Origin of the sequence: Brenneria roseae subsp. roseae (assembly GCF_003115845.1) — a bacterium.
GTDB lineage: Bacteria > Pseudomonadota > Gammaproteobacteria > Enterobacterales > Enterobacteriaceae > Brenneria > Brenneria roseae.
Window position 1 is genome coordinate 132,476 of sequence record NZ_KZ819030.1, and the last position, 18,488, is coordinate 150,963.

At 49.7% G+C, this 18,488-nt stretch carries 15 protein-coding genes; 5 read left to right on the forward strand and 10 right to left on the reverse strand.

Going from position 1 to position 18,488, the window contains the following annotated elements; genetic code table 11:
- The first annotated feature begins 424 nt into the window (after positions 1–424).
- Positions 425–2,113 carry an aspartate:alanine antiporter gene (locus DDT52_RS13625; RefSeq protein WP_136156827.1) on the forward strand — a complete coding sequence of 563 codons (1,689 nt, stop codon included), beginning with the start codon at positions 425–427 and terminating at the stop codon, positions 2,111–2,113.
- Positions 2,114–2,301: 188 nt separating this feature from the next.
- On the opposite strand, the gene DDT52_RS13630 is transcribed toward DDT52_RS13625, so the two are convergent.
- From DDT52_RS13630 to DDT52_RS13645, 4 genes are all read right to left on the reverse strand, one after another.
- Positions 2,302–3,507: a serine hydrolase gene (locus DDT52_RS13630; protein ID WP_136156828.1), complete on the reverse strand. Its 1,206-nt coding sequence runs from the start codon at positions 3,505–3,507 to the stop codon at positions 2,302–2,304.
- A 400-nt stretch (positions 3,508–3,907) separates the two neighbouring features.
- Positions 3,908–4,567 (reverse strand): methionine ABC transporter permease, encoded by a 660-nt coding sequence (locus DDT52_RS13635; protein ID WP_136156829.1) that lies wholly within the window; start codon positions 4,565–4,567, stop codon positions 3,908–3,910.
- On the reverse strand, positions 4,560–5,576 hold the full coding sequence (locus tag DDT52_RS13640) for a methionine ABC transporter ATP-binding protein (RefSeq protein ID WP_136156830.1): 1,017 nt from the start codon (positions 5,574–5,576) through the stop codon (positions 4,560–4,562). The genes DDT52_RS13635 and DDT52_RS13640 overlap by 8 nt, the downstream gene beginning before the upstream one ends.
- A 99-nt stretch (positions 5,577–5,675) precedes the next feature.
- A complete protein-coding gene (locus DDT52_RS13645; RefSeq protein ID WP_136156831.1) occupies positions 5,676–6,515 on the reverse strand; it encodes a MetQ/NlpA family ABC transporter substrate-binding protein in 840 nt (279 codons plus the stop codon).
- Between the two features lie 165 nt (positions 6,516–6,680).
- Between DDT52_RS13645 and DDT52_RS13650 the strand changes: the two genes are divergently transcribed.
- Positions 6,681–7,298 carry a glutathione S-transferase family protein gene (locus DDT52_RS13650; RefSeq protein ID WP_136156832.1) on the forward strand — a complete coding sequence of 206 codons (618 nt, stop codon included), beginning with the start codon at positions 6,681–6,683 and terminating at the stop codon, positions 7,296–7,298.
- Positions 7,299–7,339: 41 nt separating this feature from the next.
- On the opposite strand, the gene DDT52_RS13655 is transcribed toward DDT52_RS13650, so the two are convergent.
- Positions 7,340–8,509 carry a PQQ-dependent sugar dehydrogenase gene (locus DDT52_RS13655; protein WP_136156833.1) on the reverse strand — a complete coding sequence of 390 codons (1,170 nt, stop codon included), beginning with the start codon at positions 8,507–8,509 and terminating at the stop codon, positions 7,340–7,342.
- Positions 8,510–8,899: 390 nt separating this feature from the next.
- On the opposite strand from DDT52_RS13655, the gene DDT52_RS13660 reads away from it, so the two are divergent.
- Positions 8,900–9,532 carry a hypothetical protein gene (locus DDT52_RS13660; RefSeq protein WP_136156834.1) on the forward strand — a complete coding sequence of 211 codons (633 nt, stop codon included), beginning with the start codon at positions 8,900–8,902 and terminating at the stop codon, positions 9,530–9,532.
- A 227-nt stretch (positions 9,533–9,759) separates the two neighbouring features.
- Here DDT52_RS13660 and DDT52_RS13670 read toward each other — a convergent pair whose 3' ends face one another.
- Complete coding sequence (locus DDT52_RS13670; RefSeq protein WP_210732712.1) at positions 9,760–9,984, reverse strand: Hcp family type VI secretion system effector; 225 nt, start codon at positions 9,982–9,984, stop codon at positions 9,760–9,762.
- A gap of 158 nt (positions 9,985–10,142) precedes the next feature.
- Here DDT52_RS13670 and rimO point away from each other — a divergent pair, with 158 nt between their 5' ends.
- Both rimO and sanA read left to right on the forward strand, forming a co-directional pair.
- Positions 10,143–11,450 (forward strand): 30S ribosomal protein S12 methylthiotransferase RimO, encoded by a 1,308-nt coding sequence (rimO, locus tag DDT52_RS13675; RefSeq protein ID WP_136156836.1) that lies wholly within the window; start codon positions 10,143–10,145, stop codon positions 11,448–11,450.
- Positions 11,451–11,639: 189 nt separating this feature from the next.
- Complete coding sequence (gene sanA, locus DDT52_RS13680) at positions 11,640–12,410, forward strand: outer membrane permeability protein SanA (RefSeq protein WP_136156837.1); 771 nt, start codon at positions 11,640–11,642, stop codon at positions 12,408–12,410.
- A 38-nt stretch (positions 12,411–12,448) separates the two neighbouring features.
- Here sanA and yeiB read toward each other — a convergent pair whose 3' ends face one another.
- The 4 genes from yeiB to DDT52_RS13700 all read right to left on the reverse strand — a co-directional run bounded on the left by yeiB (position 12,449) and on the right by DDT52_RS13700 (position 18,474).
- Positions 12,449–13,609 (reverse strand): DUF418 domain-containing protein YeiB, encoded by a 1,161-nt coding sequence (gene yeiB / locus DDT52_RS13685; protein ID WP_136156838.1) that lies wholly within the window; start codon positions 13,607–13,609, stop codon positions 12,449–12,451.
- 230 nt (positions 13,610–13,839) lie between these two features.
- Positions 13,840–14,502, reverse strand: coding sequence for a GTP cyclohydrolase I FolE (folE, locus tag DDT52_RS13690; protein ID WP_109055484.1), 663 nt, complete (start codon positions 14,500–14,502; stop codon positions 13,840–13,842).
- Positions 14,503–14,794: 292 nt separating this feature from the next.
- Complete coding sequence (locus tag DDT52_RS13695; RefSeq protein WP_136156839.1) at positions 14,795–16,486, reverse strand: methyl-accepting chemotaxis protein; 1,692 nt, start codon at positions 16,484–16,486, stop codon at positions 14,795–14,797.
- Between the two features lie 848 nt (positions 16,487–17,334).
- Positions 17,335–18,474, reverse strand: a complete 1,140-nt coding sequence (locus tag DDT52_RS13700) for a YbfB/YjiJ family MFS transporter (protein WP_136156840.1) — start codon at positions 18,472–18,474, stop codon at positions 17,335–17,337.
- Between the last annotated feature and the right edge of the window lie 14 nt (positions 18,475–18,488).

An 18,488-nucleotide genomic window follows, 5' to 3' on the forward strand; every position in this document is an offset into this window, starting at 1 on the left:
ATGAGAGATATCCTGTCTCTCTCCGCAGGCCGGCCGCTGGCTGGTCAAATTCGTTCGCTTGCCGCGTTACGAGGCTCATGAATCAATTGGGTATAAAAAATATGGATGGCTGAATATCCCTGATATGACACAAAGTGAGGTCTTTTCACTATTTATTAACCACCAGATTTATTACATCTCTGAACGTTATTCACCGTCTACTGGTTGTAAAACCAACAAATTGCTAAAATAGCGATACCACAATCAGTTAACAAACAATTATTGACTGAACAATTTTGCTGAATAATTTATACTGAACGCGGCTGATTCCTTTCAGCTGACGGTTATTTAACAGCGCTAACGGAACCGCCGTAGCCAATGACTAAATTTAGCCTTTATAGTCATTTATATCAAGAACTTACTGGTAAACAACAAGTTACATGCCATGAATATAAACGTCGCTGATTTGTTAAACGGGAATTACATTCTGCTTTTATTCGTGGTTCTTTCATTAGGACTCTGCCTGGGAAAATTACGCCTGGGTTCAGTACAACTGGGTAATTCTATTGGTGTTTTAGTCGTCTCGTTATTACTCGGGCAACAGCATTTTTCGATTAATACCGAGGCCCTCAGCCTTGGATTTATGTTATTTATTTTTTGTGTCGGTATTGAGGCCGGACCTAATTTCTTTTCTATTTTTTTCCGCGACGGTAAAAATTATTTAATGCTCGCGCTGGTGATGGTGGGAAGCGCGCTGATTTTAGCGTTGGGACTAGGCAAGTTTTTTGGCTGGGGCATCGGATTGACGGCCGGGATGCTCGCCGGTTCTATGACTTCGACGCCCGTTCTGGTCGGTGCAGGCGATACGCTGCGCAATACGGCCAGTCTGGGATCGCAGCTTGGTATCGAGCAGGATCACCTCAGTCTCGGTTACGCCCTGACCTACCTGATTGGCCTGGTGAGTCTGATTTTCGGCGCACGCTACCTGCCCAAACTACAGCATCAGGACCTACCGACCAGCGCCCAGCAAATTGCTCGCGAGCGCGGGCTGGATACCGATAGCCAAAGGAAGGTGTATCTGCCCGTGATCCGCGCCTATCGTGTCGGACCGGAGCTGGTGGCCTGGGCCGATGGCAAGAATCTGCGCGAACTGGGAATTTATCGTCAGACCGGTTGCTATATTGAACGTATCCGCCGTAACGGCATTCTGGCGAGCCCGGATGGCGATGCCGTGCTGCAAATCGGCGATGAAATCGCGCTGGTGGGCTACCCGGATGCTCACGCCAGACTGAACCCGAATTTCCGCGATGGAAAAGAAGTATTCGACCGCGATCTGCTGGATATGCGCATTGTCACCGAGGAGATCGTGGTGAAAAACCATAATGCCGTCGGTAAACGCCTCAGTCAGCTTAAGTTGACCGACCACGGCTGTTTCCTCAACCGTATTATCCGCAGCCAGATTGAGATGCCCATCGATGATGGCGTCGTACTGAATAAGGGCGATGTGCTACAGGTCAGCGGCGACGCCCGCCGGGTAAAAAGCATCGCCGACCGCATCGGCTTTATTTCTATTCACAGTCAGGTGACCGACCTGTTGGCTTTTTGTGCTTTCTTCATCATAGGTATCATGATTGGCCTGATTACATTCCAGTTCAGTAATTTTACCTTCGGCATCGGCAATGCCGCCGGTCTGCTGTTCGCCGGGATCATGCTGGGCTTTCTGCGGGCCAACCACCCAACGTTCGGCTATATTCCGCAAGGCGCGCTGAATATGGTGAAAGAATTCGGTCTGATGGTATTTATGGCAGGCGTCGGATTAAGCGCAGGCAGCACGATTGGCAGCAGCTTTGGCGACGTCGGCGCACAAATGTTGGTATCCGGATTGATTGTCAGCCTGGTGCCCGTGGTGGTCTGTTTTCTGTTCGGGGCCTATGTGCTGCGCATGAACCGCGCGTTGTTGTTTGGTGCGATAATGGGGGCTCGGACCTGCGCCCCCGCCATGGACATTATCAGCGACACCGCACGCAGTAATATTCCAGCGTTGGGATATGCAGGAACCTACGCTATCGCCAACGTTTTATTGACGCTGGCGGGGTCACTGATCGTTATCATTTGGCCGGGGCTGTCAGGCTAATAAAAAATGTAAAAAATCGCCAACATTTCTCAGAAAAGGCAGAACTTTTTCTTAGCGTCGCAGTCTGAATAAGTGCCACTGCTTTTCTTTGATATCCCCATATTGAGGAGCCCGTCGTTCACGCCATTGAGGTTCAAGAACGATGGGCCTTTTCTTTTTCCAAGCCAGAATAAATTACACGCCGACGGCTAGCCGAACCAACTGCCAAACCATTGTTGCAGTTTCATCATCACCGTGTCCCATAATCGGCTGAAGAAACCGGACTCTGGGATATCATCCAGCGCCACAAGTTGACGCTGTCCGATGCTTTTGCCATCAAGTTGGAAATCAATGGTGCCCACCACCTGATTTTTTGTCAGCGGCGCAGACAGTCGAGGTTGCAGCAGGGTAAAACTGGCTTTCAGGTTTTTCATCTGCCCTTTGGGGATCGTCAAGGCCGCGTCATTAGCGACGCCCAGCCGGGCCTCTTTCTCTGTACCAAACCAGACACGCTGGGTGGTAAAAGTCGCTCCGGCCTTTATTGGCGTGACCGTTTCAAAGAAACGAAAGCCCCAGGTCAACAGTTTTTCGCTTTCACGGAAGCGAATGCCGTCTGTCGCAGCCCCCAGCACCACGGAAATCAAACGCATATCGCCTTCCGTCGCGGACGCCACCAGATTGTGTCCCGCCCCGCTGGTATGGCCGGTTTTGATACCGTCTACGTTAAGATTTGTGCTCCACAGCAGCCTGTTACGGTTGGGCTGACGAATATTGTTGAATGTAAATTCCTTTTCTTTGTGCAACGCATACTCTTCCGGCACATCACGGATCAGCGCCTGCCCCAACAGAGCCATATCACGGGCGGTACTATACTGACCCGGCGCATCCAGACCATGCACCGTGCGGAAATGGGTGTTGGTAAGCTGCAATGCGTTGACATAGTTGTTCATCAGATTGACAAACGCATCCTGACTGCCGGCAACAAAATCCGCCAGCGCGATACTGGCATCATTGCCGGACTGAATGATGATGCCTTTATTTAGCTCAGATACCGGGATTCGATCGCCTGGTTTGAGAAACATCAGCGAGGAACCGCGCAGGACCGGGTTACCTGTCGCCCAGGCATCCTTACCTACCGTGACTTCGTCCGTCGGGCTAATTTTTCCGCCTTTAATCGCCTGTCCAATCACGTAGCTCGCCATGATTTTTGTCAGGCTGGCAGGATCAAGGCGCTCATCGGCATTAGATTCCGCCAGCACCTGGCCGCTGTGATAATCCATTAAAATAAAGGCCTTAGACTCAATCTGAGGCGCGGCGGGCAATTGCTCCGCCTGCAATGTCGGGGACAGCCCCACGAGTAATACTGTTCCCGCCGTAAAGGATTTCAGCCTGGTTAGGAAAATAGTTGTCTTCATGAGATCGCCGCGATATCCATAAGTTGTTAAAAACACTTAATTTTCAATATGTTTTGAAAACCTTAGCAACATCTTAAGGTAACGTGTCATGCCCCTCAGGGAAACCATTTAATCTGTAAAGATAGTCAAAGAAATGAAAAGGCATCAAAAATCGCCGGGAGCGATTTTCAACGTCGCTTGCGACGGCCCGCAGGGTAAGCCCCAGGGATGGGGCGAATTAAAAATCGCCGGGAGCGATTTTCAACGTCGCTTGCGACGGCCCGCAGGGTAAGCCCCAGGGATGGGGCGAATTAAAAATCGCCGGGAGCGATTTTCAACGTCGCTTGCGACGGCCCGCAGGGTGAGCCCCAGGGATGGGGCGAATTAAAAATCGCCGGGAGCGATACATCAGACCGCAAGCTTATCGCCGTTCACGTTTGTCCGCGCGTTTTGACAGCCAGTCACCCAGCGTTTGTACAATCTGTACCAGCACTACCAGCGCGATAACGGTAATAATCATTACCTGGGTTTCATAACGGTAATAGCCAAAGCGAATCGCCAGATCGCCGACGCCGCCGCCGCCCACAATACCCGCCATCGCCGAATACCCGATCAGACTCACCAACGTGATCGTCAGGCCGCGTAATAAACCGGCTTTAGCCTCTGGTAATAACACAGTGCAGATAATGCGCAACGGACTGGCGCCAAACGCCTCTGCCGCCTCGACAATCCCCGGATCCACTTCACGCAGCGCACTATCCACCAGCCGGGCATAGAACGCGATGGCCGCGACAGACATCGGTACTGACGCCGCAATCGGGCCAATGGTATTACCCAGTAAAATCTGCGTCAGCGGTAACAACAGCACCAGCAAAATCACGAACGGGATAGAACGAATGATATTCACCAACACCGTGCTGAGCAGATAAATCGCGCGGTTCTCCCAGAACAGGTGACGATCGGTGACATAGATAAGAAATCCCAGCGGTAAACCACCAATAATAGCAAGCAGCGTTGAGATGCCCACCATCTGGAATGTCTCCCCGAAAGCGGCAATCAGATCGAGCCATAAATCAGCCATGCAGCACCTCCACGTTAGCCGTTCTTGCCTGAATGTATTTCACCGCTTCCTCAACCTTGGCCGGCTCGGCATTATGCGTTAACAACGCCACCAGAATGCCCAACGCGCGGGTGCCAATATATTCAATTTTACCATGCAGAATATTAACGGAGACGCCATAGCGGATCGCAACATCAGATAGCACTGGCTGCTCTGCGGATTCACCAACGAACAGAATCTTCAGCAGTGTGCCTTGCAAATCCTCCAGTAACCGGGAAGGCAATTCGAGATTCAGCGTATGTGATACCAACTGACGGGTAAACGGATGCTGCGGTGCGGCGAAAATATCGAAAACATCGCCCTCTTCCACCACCTTGCCTCCCGTCATCACCGCCACCCGATCACAGACCGATTTAATCACACTCATTTCATGAGAAATCAGCACGATTGTAATGCCCAGCTTCTGATTAATCTCTTTAAGCAAAATCAGAATGGAAGCAGACGTTTCCAGGTCAAGCGCAGACGTTGGTTCATCACACAGCAATACCTCTGGATGATTGGCAATCGCCCGGGCAATGCCGACTCGTTGCTTTTGCCCGCCACTCAGCTGCGACGGAAATGCCGCCGCCTTGTCGAACAGCCCGACCAGATTCAAGATTTCCGGCACTCGCCGCGCAATCTCATCCGAGGATTTCCCGGCGGCTTTCAGGCTGAAAGCCACGTTTTCCGCCACTGTTCGCGTCTGCATCAAATTGAAATGCTGAAAGATCATGCCGATCTTCTGCCGCTGTTCACGCAGGCTTTTGCCATTCAGGTCACTGACTTTGACCCCATTGACCCGCACCGTCCCCGCCGTGGGACGCTGTAGCAAATTGATGGTGCGTAACAGCGTACTTTTCCCGGCGCCGCTGGTACCGACAATACCGTAAACCTCGCCTTGTCGAATGTGTAATGTCACATTATCAACAGCGCGATTTCCCTGCTGTTTTCCCTGAGGGAAATCAACACATACTCCGTCTAACTGAATCATTATCCGCAAACTCCTGACCTACGCGGAAAAGAAGAAGGCCGGTCACAGACCGGCCAGACACCTTGCATCACCGGCAAATCGCCGTGACGTCTTGCGATATTACTGGGCTGCCGTCTGCGCTTTCATCCATTCCGGTTTCTGGAACTGGCTGAACATCGAATCAGGTTGATCGATCACCGCAGCATACGCCGGAGATTCAACAGCCGCCTTGATATCCTGCACAAATGGTTTGTCCAGATCGTCGGTACGCACGGCGATGACGTTTTTCAGGTTTTCGTCCAGCGTTTCCAGCTTAATCGCTGAAGAGAGCTTCAATCCGGCAGCAAACGCAAAGTTACCGTTAACCAGCGATGCGGTGACGCTATCCAGCGTACGCGGCAACTGTGCGGCTTCCAGCGGTTTAAATACCAACCCGCGCGGATTTTCAACAATATCTTTTTCTGATGCCTTGGTGGCATCGATATCGGCTTTAATCGTGATCAGCCCCAGAGACTGGAGAAAGCGCAGACCGCGAGCCAGATTGGTGGCATCGTTGGACAGGGTGATAACGTCACCTTTTTTCAGCTCATCCAGTGATTTAATCTTGTTGGAATACAGACCCATACTGGCCGTCGGTACGATGATCAGGCGGGATATTTTCAGTCCTTTATCGGCGGCGAACTTCTCCATATACAGCGTATGCTGGAACAGGTTGGCGTCAATACTGCCATTGGACAAGGCCAGATTCGGCTGCACATAGTCGCTGAATTCGCGCACCACCACTTTGTAGCCTTTTTTCGCCAATTCCGGTTTAATCGCCTGATTGACCATGTCGCCATACGGCCCCGGCGAGACACCGAAGACGATAGTTTTCGGGTCGCTATTGGCGGAGGCCAACTGGATCCCCGTAGCCAACAGCACAATGCTCAAAGCCGCTCTCATTGAATGAGTGAGTTTCATTACGTAACGTTCCTGTCTAAAGATAACTTGCGTCATTATTAAGAATGACAAGTTAAATCATAAAGACTAAAAAGGCATATCATTATTTCGCATCCGCCGATCGTTTTCCGGCCGGTGGGGTCAATGGCAGAATAGATTTTCTTCTCTCATCGAGTGGGGTTAGCTATGGTAACGATTTGGGGTCGTGAAAATTCGACCAACGTGAAGAAAGTTCGCTGGTGCGCCGCAGAGTTGGCGCTGCCTTATCAACATATTTTAGCCGGCGGTCAGTTTGGACGTAACCGCGATGCCGACTATCTGGCAATGAACCCTAACGGTTTGATTCCCTGCCTACAGGATGGCGACCTGGTGCTGTGGGAATCCAATACTATCGTGCGCTATCTGGCGGCACAGTACGGGCAGGATTCGCTGTATATTGCCGATGCGGGTGCCCGGGCGAGCGCAGAAAAATGGATGGACTGGACCAGTACGCTGGCGGCTTCATTTGGCGGCGTCTTTATCAGTCTGGTACGTACCGCGCCGGAAAACCGGGATATGGCGCTGGTGGAGAAGAGCAAAACCGAGTGCGAACGTTTACTGTCGATTGTGGATGCGGCGCTGGCAAAGCAGCCGTGGCTATCAGGAGAGTCGTTTGGTATTGGCGACATCCCGCTGGGGTGTATCGCCTATGCCTGGTTTAACATGGATATCGTTCGCCAGCCGCATCCGAATCTGGAACGGTGGTATCGGCAGCTCACTGAGCGCCCGGCCTACCGTGAAACGGTGATGATCCCCCTGACGTGATCGGCTTGACGCAGGCACCTTCCGGTGCCTGCGCTCCACGGCTACTCCAACCCCACTTTCAGCAACTTGCCATTATCATGATCGGTCAGCAAATAGAGATATCCGTCCGGCCCAAGCCGCACTTCACGAATACGCTCGCTGCGATCCTGCAATAAACGTTCTTCCGCAGTGACTGCGTCACCATCCAGCGTCAGACGGATCAGATTTTTCTCCGCCAGTGCGCCAATAAACAGCGAGTTTTCCCACTGTGGGAAACGAGCGCTGTTGTAAAACGCCATCCCGCTAATCCCTGGCGATTTCTTCCAGTAGAAATCGGGGTTTTCCATCCCGGTAACCTGCTCGCCTTTGGCCTCAGGAATTTTCAGTCCGGAATAATTGACGCCATAAGTCGCCACCGGCCAGCCATAGTTTTTACCAGCCTGAGGGATATTAATTTCATCGCCACCTTTCGGACCGTGTTCATTTTCCCACAACACGCCAGTCCACGGATTCATGGCCAGTCCCTGTGGATTGCGATGACCGTATGACCAGATCTCCGGGCGGGCATTGGCGGTATTCACAAAGGGATTGTCCGACGGCACCTGCCCCTCCTCGGTCAAACGCACTATTTTGCCTTGCAGTTTGTCCAGATCCTGCGCGGTCGGACGCTGATTATTCTCGCCCAGCGCAATGAACAGATGCCCCTGTCGATCAAATACCAGTTTGCCGCCAAAGTGATTACCGGTAGACAATTTGGGTTCCTGACGGAAGAAAACGGTGAAATTTTCCAGCCGGTTATAATCCTCAGACAGACGCCCATATCCTACGGCGGTTCCTGCTTTTCCATCGCTGCCCTCTTCGGCAAAACTCAGATAAATTCGTCGATTACTGGCGAAATCGGGAGAAAGCGTGACTTCCAGCAATCCCCCTTGCGATTTGGCGTACACTGTCGGCACGCCGGAAATGGGTTCAGAAAGTCCGCCGTCTGCTTGCCAACGGCGCAAATTACCCGCTCTTTCGGTAATCAAAATACCCTGTTCGCCCGGCAGAAAAGCCAATGACCACGGATGATCGAGCTTATCCTGCAATTCCGTCACCTTGGGCTGCGCCGCCAGCAAATAGCCGGAGAACAATAAAGAAATCCCGATCAATAGCCAACGGATCTGGCTTGTCCATGATAAAGACAGGAACGTATGACGTATCGCGCTGTGAGGCACCGAGTGATCAAGCATAACGTTGTCTCCATTCAACAAAAGTTCTGTAAATTTAGGTGCCGGACAATATTTGTGCAAAAAAACCGGGGCAGGTTTACATTTGTTGAAAGAAAAGTGGAGACCCTGACCCGAAATCCTGCTCCATTCAGAAACAGATTCCGGCATGATAAACACTCCCCCTTGAACGGAGGTTGTGCCGATAAAAAAGTCACGATTCATCGAATGAGCAGATTGTCTTTACCCTGAAGCAGGCAGAACCGGGTATGTTTATACTACTGCCAGAATAATGAGTTAATTTATCCGCATAAAATAAATAGCACACTATCAATATAAAACACATCTATTCCATTCATTAGCGGATTACAATACAATCATAATGTAATCATGTAGCTCACGGATGAACTCACAATGACCGAATCAGATTTGGATGCATTGGCTGACCGCATAATTAAAATGTTAACGACACCGGATTTCTATGAAGGGATGGGATCTGGAATATCAGAAATCGGGAAGAATTTCGGATATCTTGCATATGGATATATTGATACAGATTCCCGTTCATCCAGATCCAGAGAAAAGGAAAGAGTAATTAAAGCAATTCATAAAGGTATTGTTTCAAAGGATAAAGTCATTAAAGCAATAACACGTGTTTTCAACGTTTTTAACCGTCATGTTTCTGAGGCAAAAAAAGAAGCAATTTATAACAAAATAGTTGGTGATTTAGTTGGTGGTTTTATCGTTTCTCAGGCAGTGATGATCACGTCAAAACGTATTGGTAATATACCTAAAGTTTCTACTGCCATTGCATATTATCTATTGCTATTGGGAGGAATGATGGATAGGTCAATATATAGATCTCAATATCTGAAAAACCATAACCCAGAAATATATTCAGAGTTAAGAAGAGATGATTTAGACCTTCTTTTTTTTCTGTTTGAAGAACAGGTTGAACCATTAACCGAAGCGATAAAAATGAGAAGAACATATGGCGACGGTATGTTTAACAAACTGATTGACAAAATCGAACATCGGATTAAATAACATGCTTAAATTATTAAAAAAAACACTTTCCTTTCTATTTAAAAACCTTATATTTGCTCTTTTTAGCATATGTTTTTTTTGGATCCTTTATATTTTATTTGTTGGGTATGCTCCGTGGAGTGAAAAAATAGTTCATCTCATTATAGCTATTGTAGTTTTCATTGGATTAGGAAAATTATTTACATGGCTTGATGAAAAATAAATGCAGGGTTTCCCCTGCACACTATTTAGTTCATGAATTTAGTCATTTCCCATAACGCATAACCAGATGTTCCGGCTTTATGATGCGTCCATGTAACGTCTTTATATCTGACAGAGATATGTTCCAGTATCAACCCAGCCCCATCATCTATGATATTCGGCATGACGAGATTGATATCTGAGATAAGTCCATCATTGATCTGAATTGAGAAAAACTTCTCTTGCTTGTTTTTTCCCTTAAGCGCACTCACAACGAGTTATAATCCATTTGGGCGGGCGAATGTCCCCCTCCTCGCACTTGTCCTCCCGTCATCCTGAGGTTCAAAAAACCAACGGATGTAGCTGTATAGTTTAGTCACAGGTATACTCCTACCGTTTTTAATCGTTAAAATACTGGATTGTTCAAAAAATGCCAAAGATTGGATTTGTTTCCCTCGGTTGCCCGAAGAACCTGGTGGATTCCGAGAGGATCCTGACCGAATTACGTACTGAAGGTTATCAGGTCGTTCCACGCTATAATGATGCCGAGTTGGTGATCGTCAATACTTGTGGTTTTATTGACAGTGCGGTGCAGGAATCACTGGAGGCCATTGGCGAAGCGCTGAACGAAAACGGCAAGGTAATTGTTACCGGCTGCCTGGGCGCCAAAGAAAACCAAATCCGCGAAGTACACCCAAAAGTTCTGGAGATTACCGGTCCTCACAGTTATGAGCAGGTGTTGTCACACGTGCATCAATACGTGCCCAAACCCGAGCATAACCCGTTTACCAGCCTGATCCCGGCGCAGGGGGTGAAGCTGACACCACGTCATTACGCCTACCTGAAGATTTCTGAAGGCTGCAACCATCGCTGCACCTTCTGTATCATTCCGTCTATGCGCGGCGACCTGGACAGCCGCCCGATCGGTTCCGTACTGGATGAAGCAAAACGTCTGGTCGATGCCGGCGTAAAAGAGCTGTTGGTTATTTCCCAGGATACCTCCGCTTACGGTGCCGATGTGAAGCAACGTACCGGTTTCTGGAACGGGCAACCGGTGAAAACCAGCATGGTGAGCCTGTGTGAGCAACTGTCTTCATTGGGGATATGGGTGCGTCTGCACTATGTTTATCCTTACCCGCATGTAGATGATGTGATTCCGCTGATGGCCGAAGGGAAAATCCTGCCGTATCTGGATATCCCGCTGCAACATGCCAGTCCGCGTATTCTGAAACTGATGAAACGCCCCGGCGCGGTTGAAAGAACGCTGGAGCGCATCAAACGCTGGCGGGAAATTTGCCCGGATCTGACGCTGCGTTCCACCTTCATCGTCGGTTTTCCCGGCGAAACTGAAGAAGACTTCCAGATATTGTTGGATTTCCTGAGGGAAGCCAAGCTGGATCGCGTCGGCTGCTTCAAATACAGCCCGGTGGAAGGCGCAACCGCGAATCAGCTACCGGATCAGGTGCCGGAAGACGTTAAAGAAGAACGTTACCATCGCTTCATGCAGCTGCAACAAAGCATTTCCGCCCAGCGTCTGCAAGACAAAATTGGTCGCGAACTGTTGGTTTTGATCGACGAAATCGATGAAGAAGGCGCGATCGGACGCAGCATGGCCGATGCCCCGGAAATCGACGGCGCGGTCTATCTGAATGGGGAAACCGGTGTCAATGTGGGTGACGTCGTGAAAGTAAAAATCGAACACGCTGACGAATACGACCTATGGGGTAGTCGGCTTTAACCGATACTCCAGCCATCATCCGGTCGCTTGATGATTCAAACGACCGGCATTTTTGTCCCGCCATTTGTGCATCATCGTTGAAAAATCAATCAATAGACGCCGCCCGTGCTGCCTGCGCCTTGCTTCCCCCTTTCAGGTAAAGTAGCCTTGGGATATGACTATCCCAATAGCCTTGCCTGAGGCATAAGCATGTGGAAACGCCTGATAATCGGCCTGTTACTTACCATTGGCGTGCTGATGCTGTCTGCTGTTGCCCTCGATCGCTGGATCAGTTGGAAAACCGCTCCTTTTATTTATGATGAGCTGCAAGAGCTGCCGCAGCGGCAGGTCGGCGTGGTGTTGGGAACCGCGAAATACTACCGGACGGGTGTCATCAATCAATATTATCTGTTCCGTATTCAGGGTGCATTGAATGCCTATAACAGCGGCAAAATCAGCTATTTGCTGCTGAGCGGCGATAATGCGCTGCAAAGCTATAATGAGCCGATGACCATGCGCCGCGATATCATCTCCGCCGGCGTTCCCCCTGCCGATATCGTGCTGGACTATGCCGGATTCCGGACATTGGACTCCATCGTCAGAACGCGGAAAGTATTCGATACCAATGATTTCACAATCATCACCCAGCGTTTCCACTGTGAGCGGGCATTATTTATCGCGTTGCATTTGGGTATCCAGGCGCAGTGTTATGCCGTCCCCTCTCCCAAAAATATGATGACGGTGCGCCTGCGGGAATTTGGCGCCAGATTAGGCGCGTTGTTTGATCTGTATATTCTGAAGCGGGAACCTCGTTTTCTGGGACCGCAGATTCCTATTCCGGCAGAGCATAAAATCCCGGATAACGCGCCTGATTACCCTGCGGTACCCCCCGAACAAGTAATCAATCTGGCCCCTTCGACATCCAATAACGGCAAAACGCCGGAAAAACCGCAACCGACAACAGAAAAAACCACGCCTTAGCCAAAGTCCATTTACACATCTTCCACCGGCAACTTTCGCTATGCCGTCCGGGCAATGATAGCGGTGAGTTTGCGCCAGAGCCATTCAATCGGCCCCTGCTGAAAATAACGTAACCAATAGTGGGAAAAAACAAGATTCACCACCCAAATGCATGGAACGATAGCCACCAGCTGCAAACGGTCGAAATGCATAAAGAAGCCCAGGTGATTAAACAGCGCGGTACACAAGAGGGTTTGCAGCAAATAGTTGGTCAGCGCCATGCGGCCAATATCACGAATCCAATACGTTATGCGCCACTGACACAGCGACGGCCAAAAGCCATAGCACAGAGCGAGATAACCAACCGCCTGTAACGGCGCGCTTAGCTCCCGAGGGATTTGCAGCAGCAGGCCGCTCCACTGATATTCCCACTGCACCAGCCACTGCGCGACCACGCCGATACTGTTGATCGCTAACGCCAGAGGAATAAGCCACAGCGCGACTTTACGGTAATGGTTCTGGCTGAATTCCCCTTTCAACCAGCCGCTGCGCATCAACCCGGCGCCCAACAACATCGAACCGGCCAGCAGCCAGCCATACTGTACGCCTAACGACAGGAGACTTTCCGTCAGTAAACCGACCCGATTACTCCAGGCTTCCGCGCCTCCCGACGTTTGCCAATAAACCTCATAAGCGATATCGGCCGCGCTGGGCAGCCAGAAACGCCCCGGCTGCAGGCTGAGCAATTGACTTAGTACAAACAGAATACCAATGCCGGCCAGATACATGACAGCACCGGTGCGCAGTAAAGCGCGACTGTCATCAGCAAGGCGGATCATGCCGTAACACACCAATCCTATCAGGCCATAATCCAGCAGAATATCGCCATCCCAGAAGAAAATAGAATGTGCCAGCCCAATCAGCATCAGCCAGAAAAGCCGGGCATGGACCCAACGTTTTCCGCGCGGCAATAGCAACTGTAAGCCCGCCCCAAACAGAATGGAAAACAGGGTCAAAAATTTTGCCTGCACCAGAAGATCCATCACCGCCCATGTCCAGACATCGCTCAGGGAAGGCAGTCCGCGATAGGCCGGGTTAAGGTAAGCCGCTTTAGGCAAACCAAATGCCGTGATGTTGAGTAACAGAATGCCGAGTACGGCAACGCCCCGGGCGAAATCCAGCGTGGCAATGCGTGATGGCAGCATGGGTTGAGAAGGCATAGCGCTTATGTCGTTAAATCACCGGAATATCGATTGTATTAACAGAACGCCAGAAATCATACGCATTTTCTGCATATTCGACCGATTTCTCGCCGGCAAAAATATCCGTATGCCTATCAGATAGCCAGACTCAGAGAATGCCCGGTAAAGAAAATATTAAAGCAGCGGGGGATTAGAATGAAATAAACGCGGGATATGCCGTCCCAGCGTTTATTCCAGAAGACGCGCGATCAGTTGTGGTGACGTACCGCGCGCAGAAACTCCTGACGGGTATTCTGACTGGATTTGAACAATCCGCCCAGTGATGTCGTGGTCGTGGCGCTGGTGGCATCACGAATGCCCCGGGCCTTGACACAATAATGAACGGCATCGATCGAAACAGCCACATTACTGGTGCCCAGCAATGTTTGCAGCGCAATCAGGATCTGCTGCGTCAGACGCTCCTGAACCTGAGGCCGCTGTGAGAAAAACTGTACAATGCGGTTAATCTTCGATAAACCAATCACACCGTCTTTCGGAATATAAGCGACGGTCGCTTTGCCATCAATCATCACGAAATGGTGTTCACAGGTGCTGGTCAATGTGATGTCACGCACGGTGACCATCTCATCCACCTTCATTTTGTTTTCAATGATGGTAATTTTCGGGAAGTTGGCATAATCCAAACCGGAGAATATTTCATCGACATACATTTTAGCAATGCGATGCGGTGTCTCTGCCAGACTGTCATCCTCTAAATCGAGGCTTAACAGATTCATGATTTCCGTCATATGTTCGGTAATACGCTGTTTACGCGTTTCCCGATCCAATAATTGTCCACGCAGCGGCGTTTCAAGACCACGCGCCATCAGCGCCTCGTGCACCAAGACGGCTTCTTTACTCAATGATGACATTATTATTCTCCTGCAGGTGTTACTTAGAACCGATCTCGTTAGGTGCTCGGACGACTATCAGAATCAATTCCTATAGTGGCGTTGTTGGTCCAGCCCAAACGCCGTCAACACTGTAGTTGAGAGAGAAACGATTATCCAGTGATTGTATGTCATGATTGTTGAAATAGATTCAGGTTATCATCCGGGACGGGTTCGCCTGATACCAGTTTCGCTACGAACAACAAAGGCACTGAGCCTGCGCCCAGTGCCTCCCCGATTCCGATTTAATGGATGATGTTCACCATCGGCTTAATCAGAATGTTTCCCAGTTAGCATTGTCATTCTTACTTTTCTTGCTGCTGCCCGTTCCGACCCCCAGCAGCGCCGGTTTCAACGTTGGCGCAGGTTTACCTGGCTGTTGGATTTCACTATGTTGGCGTTTTTCGCCAGCGGCAAGTTGGAAGACGGAGACCGCTTCGGTCAACTGACGGACCTGATCTTCCAGAGACGCCGCTGCCGCAGCAGATTCCTGAACCAGAGAAGCATTCTGTTGCGTCACCCCGTCCATTTCCGTCACCGCCTGACCAATCTGGCTGATACCGCGACTCTGTTCATCCGACGCCGACGCAATTTCACCCATCAAGTCATTCACTCGCGTAATGGCAATAATGATGGACTCCATTGCTTCGCCGGTTTGCGTAACCTGGTGTGACCCCACATTGACACGCTCAACCGACTCGGCAATCAATCCTTCAATCTCTTTGGCCGCTTGCGCACTGCGCTGCGCCAGATTACGGACTTCCCCGGCGACAACGGCAAAACCGCGCCCTTGTTCACCTGCTCTTGCCGCTTCAACTGCTGCGTTCAACGCCAGAATGTTGGTCTGGAAAGCGATGCCGTTAATGACGTTGGTAATATCCGCGATTTTTTTAGAACTGGTGGTAATACTTGCCATCGTTTCCACCACCTCGGTCGTGACCTCTCCTCCTTTCTTCGCTGCAATCGAGGCATCCTGAGCCAGTTTGCTTGCCTGATGCACATTTTCGGCGTTTTGTTTCACGGTTGCCCCCAACTGCTCCATGCTGGCCGCCGTTTGTTCCAACGCCGCCGCTTGTTGCTCGGTACGGGCCGACAGATCGTTGTTACCACTTCTGATTTCACTCGCGCCCTGATAAATGGAACCGGAGCTATCGCGGATGGTGGTGACCGTGTTGATCAGACTTCTTTGCATGTCTTTCAAATAGGGAATCAGTTGGCCAGCGCAGTTCCGACCGAACTCTTCCAGCGGATATCCCAGTTGACCGTCGGCCAATACCTGGAAATGTCCCTTGATCATATTCAGCGGTTTGACCAAATAGTTAACCAGGTAACGGTCTGTAAGCAGCAGAATCAGTAACCCAATCACCGCCGCAGCCAGCAGGATGTTTTTATTCCAATTGACTAATGCATACACCTGGGATAGCGATGCGCCGGAAAACACGATCGCACTTTCCTGATATTTATCCATTTTGTCGCCGAATGCGATACTCAGAACAGGATAAACGTCCCGGAAGAGATGCCGAAATTCATCAGGACGATTATCGCGAACCGCGACAAGCAACGGTTTTAACCCGTCATCAATCACCTGTGCCCAGGCTTTTTCCATGTTTTCGACGGTGGCCTTATCAATGCCGCCATGATCGGCCGTTTTAAATTCCACCAGCCTATCCGAAGTATCTTTTATCCCCGCTTCCGCGGAGGCAAGCCACTTCCCAACCTCGGCCGTTTCGCCAGTCTGGGTATAATCCATTGCCCGAACCAAACGGATCGCGGCACGAAAATATTGATCATTACCATCGGCTAACGTGTTAGCGTTCTTTTTCTGTACCTCCCCAGATTCTAATAATCTTGTCATTTCACTCAGCGACGATGACATATAGAAGGATACGCCTCCCCACAAGAGTAAGAATATTCCCAATATTGTTAAAAGCATGGCCCTGATGGTGATATTTTTTAAAAAGTTCACAGCAGACTCCTATAAATTATTTAGCGATTTTCATATGCGTTTTTTTAAACCTGAGTGCACACTTTTTATTGAAAACCGACTGGCATTGCATAATTCCATGATGAGTGAATAACCTCACCGGTTTAAATACCTCCCTTTGTGACAGAAAATATACATTTCTTACACAATTGGCACACTTCTCTGTTACGCATCTATATTATCGGCCAACAAAGCCGGTACTTTACTTATTTTGATCACTAAATACGATAGAAGAAGACATAACAATAGCCAGTAGCTATTGCTTGATGGCAGTCATTCGGCTTCTATGTAACTAATTATTTTGCCTATTTATTTTTAACTATGCCTATCTGCGCCTTCTAACTTATTCGACATGCATTTTTCTGGGAAAATTCTTATATTGCGTCGCGTACGAAAATGACCTCATGGAAGCGAAGAATCCTCCCCGTTTTTCTTTTTTGTTTGTAAAAAAACGTCTATCAAATAGATAGGCAACTATTAATAATCAATGCCATCATCGTTAATTTACAGCGTTATTATTTCCATGCCGCAATAAACACATGCTCCTGACGCCAGCGGAAACAGCGCTTCCACTTATCGTCAATGACAATATTCAGAATAGATGATTCCGTTCTTCAATTTTTATTAAACGTCCTCACAGGAGGCTTAATATTAAATATCAAAACTTAAACCAGGATTAAACCAAAATTGTTTCTATTAATTTCATTGATAGGCAAAAACAAAATAATTTATGTATATGATTTTATTGTATTTTTAATAAAAAAGAAATTCATGAAATGACTTGCTATAATCGCTTTTTCCTTTTCCCATCGGTTGATTAATGAAAAAGGTTACTCCCTATCGTTCCGCTTTGTTTGCCAGACTAATGCCCCCGCCATAACCAGTCCGACGCAGGCAATATACAACGCAGGCTCAAGACGGTGCGTTAATGCAGCAGATATCGACGAAACCAATGGCCCAACCAATTGCCCAATGGCATAGCCCGTCGTCAGTAACCCCGCCATATAGCGCACATGCTGCGGCGCCAGTTCACGGCCATATTGTAATGCCAGTTGTACAACGCTCAGAAATCCACCGCCCGTAAGCAATGAGGCGATGATCAAACCACTGATATCGGAAAAGCTGACCGCGCACAACACGCCGATAGCCTGCGCCCACAGCGTCAACGCCAGACGTTGATGCGTCGTCGAAACCTGACGGGTGGCAATGCCAATCACAATGCCTAATACCGCCGCGCCGCCAAAAAGCGGCCAGACAAACTGTGCAAACAGGCTGCCGGGAAAGCGCTGAGCCGCCATCTGTGAAAGAAAGGTCGCGGGTAAGATATAGCCAAATCCTGCCAGGCTGTAGCTCCAGACCAAACGCTTTAATCGCGGTGTCAACGTCAACGGTTCGACAGGCATCGCCTGTCGGGCTGATTTCCCGCCACGCGGCAAATTACCACTCACGGCACTGACGACGATGAGCGCCAGTGCGCCATAAACCAGCCAGGCCTGTGACGCACTCAATGCCAGCCCGTGAGCACCAACCGCCAGCATGCCGCTGATAAATATCCCCACGCCCGGGCCAGCGAAGACCGCGGCACTGAGAGCAGGCCGACCATAATGTGCCAGACTTTCGTTCGTCCATGCCGCAACCAGCACCATCGCCCAGCCACTCGCCCACCCGATCAGAAAACGAATCAGGCTGTGCCACCAGACATCGTCAACGGCCGCGGACAGCAATGTCAAAAACACGGCGCCCCATACTCCGCCCCACAACCGTAGCGTGATTCGGGTTTTTGCCCGCATGGCATCAAAGGCACCTGCCAGATATCCCAGATAATTTAACGCCGCTACGATGCCGGCACTGGTAAGCGTCAACTGATGTTCAGCTATCATTAATGGTACTTGTGGCGTGAAAGCAAAACGTCCGATGCCCATCGCAACGGCCAACATCAAAAATCCGCTTAACGCTATTCTTAAAGCCATCACTTTCCCTTACG